At 62.7% G+C, this 5,547-nt stretch carries 4 protein-coding genes; 3 read left to right on the top strand and 1 reads right to left on the bottom strand.

From position 1 onward, the window contains the following. The first annotated feature begins 1,316 nt into the window (after positions 1-1,316). Positions 1,317-1,667 carry a hypothetical protein gene (locus Ae505Ps2_RS31570; protein WP_139317316.1) on the top strand — a complete coding sequence of 117 codons (351 nt, stop codon included), beginning with the start codon at positions 1,317-1,319 and terminating at the stop codon, positions 1,665-1,667. A 510-nt stretch (positions 1,668-2,177) separates the two neighbouring features. Here Ae505Ps2_RS31570 and Ae505Ps2_RS29185 read toward each other — a convergent pair. Continuing rightward, complete coding sequence (locus Ae505Ps2_RS29185) at positions 2,178-3,419, bottom strand: XRE family transcriptional regulator (protein WP_139317317.1); 1,242 nt, start codon at positions 3,417-3,419, stop codon at positions 2,178-2,180. A 487-nt stretch (positions 3,420-3,906) separates the two neighbouring features. Between Ae505Ps2_RS29185 and Ae505Ps2_RS29175 the strand changes: the two genes are divergently transcribed. Then, positions 3,907-4,857 (top strand): hypothetical protein, encoded by a 951-nt coding sequence (locus tag Ae505Ps2_RS29175; RefSeq protein WP_075324361.1) that lies wholly within the window; start codon positions 3,907-3,909, stop codon positions 4,855-4,857. A 13-nt stretch (positions 4,858-4,870) separates the two neighbouring features. Beyond that, positions 4,871-5,041: a hypothetical protein gene (locus Ae505Ps2_RS32305; RefSeq protein ID WP_170917173.1), complete on the top strand. Its 171-nt coding sequence runs from the start codon at positions 4,871-4,873 to the stop codon at positions 5,039-5,041. The last annotated feature ends 506 nt before the right edge of the window (positions 5,042-5,547 follow it).

Below are 5,547 nucleotides of genomic sequence, written 5' to 3'. Positions count from 1 at the left end.
CGCCCCCTACGGTGGGTGATCGCGGGCTGCGCCCGCGTGTTGGTGAACGACTGCGTCGTTCTGCGCGTGTTTTTGCTGGTTAGAGGCTTGTGATCGCGTGATTGCGTGATTGTGTGATTGGGTGGTGATTGTGTGATCACGTGATTGTATGGTGACTTTGTGTAGTCGCCAGCTCTTGGTTACTGTGGGTGGTTTTTTGATTACTGAGAGTGTGCGGGGTTTGCGGGGTATGCGATCCTAAATTCCCCCAGAGTGACGGCAAGGGGTTAGGTTAGATTTACCAACTCATGTGTGGTGGGGGTGGGGGATTTTGGTCCGCATACCCTGCAAACCCCACAGGGCGCGGCTGCGATCACGCTGGCCCTTCCCAACCACCACAGGTCGATCCCGGCGGTGGGTCCGAGCGTGAGGCGCCAGTCGGTGGCGATCAGGGTGCCGTCGAGACTCACGTGGGTGTGGCCAGCGCACGACGCGCCCCGCGCCGAGGGGGGCACTCATCGTGCGCCGCTACCGGAAGCAGTCCCGGGAGGAACTCGCCGACCGTCCCCCCTGAGCTGCCGTCAGGGGTCAGAGACACGATCCACCAAGCTCTGACCTGTGAAAACAGGTTGAAAAAAGCTCAGTGGCGCGCACACGTGGCTGAGTGGGCCCCTGCATCCCTCGGCAGCCCCGCCGAGGGTGAGGACACCCGCCATGACGGTCCGAAGCGGTGGTGCTTCGCCCTGTCCTGTTGTGGGTTCCCGCGCTGACGCGCGGGAACCCGGGGCGGTCTTGGAGCTCGGTGGGGGTTGCTGTGAGTTAGACCATAGGGCATGATCGGTGCAGTCCCATGCGAACTATTAACCCGAGGGGAATATTTTGCGTAAATTGCTGATTTTATCATGCGCTCTCTGCGCTGGAATTCTCATGTTTTCGTTGTCGTCGGGTACTGCTTTCGCTGCAAGTGCAGTACCCGTGCCTCCGGAGTATGTGTACAATCCTAAACTGGGACCGAGGCATGACTTTTGTACTTGGTCTTCAGATGAGCCAGTAATCAACAATAAGCAACTAAAGAGGAGGACTGTAGACTTTCGAGGCCCTTGCGCTCGACACGATCTTTGCTATGATCGATCTGCTAATAAAGCTGGCTGCGACAACCAATTTAAGCGCGATCTGGATCAGCAGTGCGACTTTACGTTTCAAGGAGACACGACTGGATACCTTGATTACTGCCGGGGGCGCGCACAGGCGTACTACGCAGGGGTGGTTGCAGGTGGGACACCTGGGGCGGCTCAGTGAAGCATAATTCTACTCCTATGAAGCCTCTAGGATTAGCAATGGAAGGCCTGACGGCTAAATTAATAGGTTGGCAGGTGGCCACAGTTGCCTTCACTTCCATCTTGCTGTCTATCGTACTATTGCCCTGGGGGGCTGCTCGCGAATTGCATGTTGGCTTATCCCTGCTCCTTCTTGGCGCAGTTTCTTTTGGTGTTGGAGTTAGACTTACTAGTCTGTCATGGACCAGAGTAGGAATATGCACTGCCGCTGCAGCAAGCTGCGTCTTTATTTTGGGCGAAATAGTCAACCGGGGCGAGAATTATTGGATTTTTGGGGTGATTTTTTATACGCCTGTAGCGATTTTTATTTCTTTTGTTGCGGCTGGAATCGGACGAGCGTTTCAGAGATAGGCGCCCGGAATCTTGCAGAAAGTCACCTTAGCGCTTTTCAACATTGATTTGCGGTTGTGGCTTTGCCTGCGGTAACGGTCGTCATATAGCCAGGGGAGCATGTCAACCGGGTGCGGGTCGAGACTTCGGGTCCGGGGGCAGCCCGGCGGCGGCCCGGGCCGCGTCCCACTCACCGTTGCGGCGTCGGCGAGGAGGCGACCGACGATGGCGGGGGTGTCGCCGGTGTGAGCGGCGATCTCTCGGTAGGTCAGTCCTTGGAGGCGGAGTGTCACCACCGCCGTACGGCGTGTTCTGGCTAGTTGTTCGCTGACCTCTGCCTGCGTGCCGCCGAGACCTGCTCACCATCAAGCGGACCGCCGACGTAGATCGCCATCCGAGTCATGACCACAGCATCCGTTGCCGTCTTGTGGGCAGATGTGAGCGTGCTTCACAGGGTGGCAGCCTGGCCTTACGGCCGGGCGGTTCACACGGGTTCCTGTTGTTGCCGGGTTCCGTGGGGGAAGTGTGTCTTTAGCGGAGTTGCATTAGTCGCTGCCGGTACTCTTGCGCATCCGGCTCGGCAGGGAATCTCTCTGCTACCACAGCGTCCAATTCGCTCGACACCATCAGGAGCGACGGGACCGATTGCCGGTCGCTATCAATTGCTTGATTCCCATATGACAGTGCCGTCTCTAGGTCCCCTTCCCGAGCTGCGACAACTCCTAGGGTGATACGCGCCTCGGCGTTTCGCATCGTGCTCGTCTCTCGACCGCTGAAATCGGTACCGGCTCGGAGGACTTCATCAGCATACGTCTTGGCTAGCTCGTTTTCACCAAGTATCCGATAGGCGTCCATGACGTAGAAATCGTACTTAGCCGGATCGACCACGAAGTGATTAGTGACATCATTTGGATACGGCAGCCGTTCGAGCTGCTGTCGCCCACGTTCGAGCGCGAGCTCAACTTGCCGGCGGTCCCCCATGCGTGCCCATGCTTTGGCCTCCTGCGCGGACAACTGGACAGCTACACCATGACTCGGCGCCAGCTCGGCGCCCTCCTTGGCGGCAGCGATAACGCCACGGAAGTCCCCGCCGGTGAGAGCGAACCACGCCTTCATCTCATGGGCCCACCCGGCAAGCTCCGCGTTTTCAGCTTCTCTTGCCAGGGACAATGCAGCCCGACGCGTTTTTTCCGCATCTGCTGCGCGCCCCATGTCCCACTCGACGCAACCCACCAATAGTGCCAGCCAACCCGCGAGCACCATTGCCTCTCTGTGCTGGCTCAGGGTCAACGAGCCAGCCAGCATGCCAGAGACGTGATGTAGCCATCGGTGTCCCTGGTCAACTAGTTGTCGACTCGGAACTGTCGCATAGTCACAGCATAGTTGATCGATCGTGATTCTTAGCGCGTCGAGCGTAGCGCCGTCTATATCAGACCGCTGAAGTCGCTGAACAATCGTAAACGTATCTTGTCCGTGCGACTCGGCTAGTTCTGCCTCACGCCTGGCCCGCTCCTGTTCCGGAAAAAACGCCGCGGTGACAGTATTGAATGACCGCGCGATCAATGCCTGATGGTATCGATCTGGCGCGTTTCGGCCTTTTTCCCAATCAATCAGGCGTCGGCGGACATTCTCGATGTCCAGCTTTCGACCCGGCTCGTCATCAGTCGGCACCTCGGCATGAGCACTCATCGCCCGAGCTAGATCCCGTTGAGACCAGCGGCGCGCGTTCCGCTCGGCGCGGATGCGACTAGCCCACGCCGGAAGTTCGTCCATGCCCCGTGGTCCCCTTCCCAGCTCGCAGCGACGGCGCTCTCAAGTCTCCCCGATGCCAGGGGGTGATACGGGGTGACAACTTGACTGGCACCCACCGTGCCACTGCCCAGCGATGCGTGACGTGGCCCACGGTGAGGCCATGACCAGCTCAAACCACCCGGAGTCAGTCCGATTCCCGACTGGGAGTGATTGCTCCTGCCGCCTCAAGCTCGGTCCGCAGCTTCGCGAGATCCCAGCGCAGGTATCCGCCGATGGTCTTCGACGCCGGAGTGACTCGACCTGCCCGAGCCCAGCGAGCAAGCGTCGTGCGGTCGATCTCCAAGGCGTCAGCTGCCTCACCGGTGCTGAGCAGGCGTCCTTCGGTCACAACTTCCACTCTCTCACGTCACCTACCTCTCTCTCATCGGGTACATCACTTGCATCGGATACATCGGAACACGTACCCTCGCTGCATCGCATACCTCAGTTGCATCGGAGGCTGTCCCTCATGAAGATCACCTCGGCAGATGCTGGCTCGCGCAGCTTCTATGCCGTCTCCGCCCTGTCTTTGCTGGTCAGCGCCGATACCTCGTGGCGCGCGTTCGGCCTGCTCGGCGTGACGCAGATGTGGGAGCGCGCGGCGTTGTTCCTCGTCGCGGAAGTTGCCCTGATCGCGTGTGGGGTGGCGATGCGGGCGGGGGTGCGCCGGTCTGGCCAGCCGGGCCCGGCGCGCTGGCTCGCGTGGGGCATCTGCGCGGCTCTCGGCGTCGCTGCGGTGTGGTTGTCCGGCCCGGTCGGCGGGGCGCTGAGGGTGGCGCTGGGGCCGGTGCTCGGCGTGCTGGCGTTGCATCTCGCGCTCGGGATCGAGCTGCGGGCCCATCGGCCGGCTGTGAGCGGTACGTGGGCCCGGGTCGCGGCGGAGCTGCGGGAGCGGGCCCTGTCCAGGATCGGGCTCGCGGACGATGGTCGGACCGCGCTGGCCCGTACTCGAGATCGGGCCGCCCACCGCGCTGCCCGCCTGGCGCTGGCCGGGCGCAGCACGCCGTGGCGCCGCGCTCGCCTGGCTCGCGCGCTGCGCGCCTCCCACGTGGCGCACGACGACACGATGCGGGCCCGCATGCTCGACGAGCTGGCCGCGGTCCGGCACGCGGACGCGCTCCGGACCCTCGACCAGCCCTCCCCCTGGGAGATGAGCCGCGCCGACGACCTCGGGTCGCCCATCACCGCGGCGCCCGAGGCCACGGCCACCGACACCAGCCACGGCGAGGCGGACGAGTGGGCGTCCCTGCGCAAGTCCGACGCGATCCGCCGCGCACTCACCGAGGCGCCGGACCAGTCGCCGCGGGAGATCACCCGATGGCTCGCCGCGCGCGGCGTGGAGGTCGCGCCGTCACAGGTCACGGACACGGTCCGGCGCGACCGCGCGAAGACCCCGCCGGACCTCCGGATCGCGGGCTAGGAGGGCCGGGCAGATGCGGGTGACGAAGACGCGCTTTGACCAGCTCTGCGGCCGGGACCGGGCCGTCGCCCGACTCGCAGAGAGCGGGGCCGAACCGGAGCCCCTGTTCGAGATCCCCGGCCCGCGCACCGAGCGAGACGAGTCCACAGATCGCGAGCTGACCAACAACGAAAAGGACCAGTGATCATGTCCGGGTCAGTCGGAATCATCCTCGTAATGCTAATCCTCGCCGGAGTCGCCTGTCTTCGGGGCGGAGCGGGCGGGATCGGCGCGCTCATGCTTCTCGGAGCCATCGTGCTGTTCATCACGACCCCGATGGGCGAAGGGCTCCCGCAGGCGACCGGAGACTTCTTCTCCTCGGTCAATTCGGTGACAACGTCCACCGTCAACCACAGCCACGGGGGCGGTTCCTGATGCCGCGCTGCATAGCTTGCCGGAAGTCCCTCCTGAAGTGTGGGTGCTGGTCCACCACCGACACCAAGACCACGCGGCCCGGAAAGCGGGGCAAGAACACGACCCGCAACGGGATCGAATGGTGCGGCCGGTGCTCGTGCCGCGTTCTGAACGGCCGATGCAGCAATGTCCAATGCTCGACACGACAGGAGGTGACCCGATGAGTCTCGACGCAGATTTCCGCACGCGCCTGGTCGCCGTTGACCCGACCCCCGCGCACGAGTCCCCGGAGGACGT

Origin of the sequence: Pseudonocardia sp. Ae505_Ps2, assembly GCF_001932425.1 — a bacterium.
In the GTDB taxonomy this organism is placed as follows: domain Bacteria; phylum Actinomycetota; class Actinomycetes; order Mycobacteriales; family Pseudonocardiaceae; genus Pseudonocardia.
The sequence above is the reverse complement of the archived record's forward strand: the minus strand, read 5'-3'. Positions and strand labels throughout refer to the sequence as shown.

Bases quoted from the DNA above. Each gene is read 5' to 3' on its own strand.
- Ae505Ps2_RS31570 (WP_139317316.1), top strand. From the start codon at position 1,317: ATGGAAGGCCTGACGGCTAAATTAATAGGTTGGCAGGTGGCCACAGTT.
- Ae505Ps2_RS29185 (WP_139317317.1), bottom strand. From the start codon at position 3,419: ATGGACGAACTTCCGGCGTGGGCTAGTCGCATCCGCGCCGAGCGGAAC.
- Ae505Ps2_RS32305 (WP_170917173.1), top strand. From the start codon at position 4,871: ATGCGGGTGACGAAGACGCGCTTTGACCAGCTCTGCGGCCGGGACCGG.
- Ae505Ps2_RS29175 (WP_075324361.1), top strand. From the start codon at position 3,907: ATGAAGATCACCTCGGCAGATGCTGGCTCGCGCAGCTTCTATGCCGTC.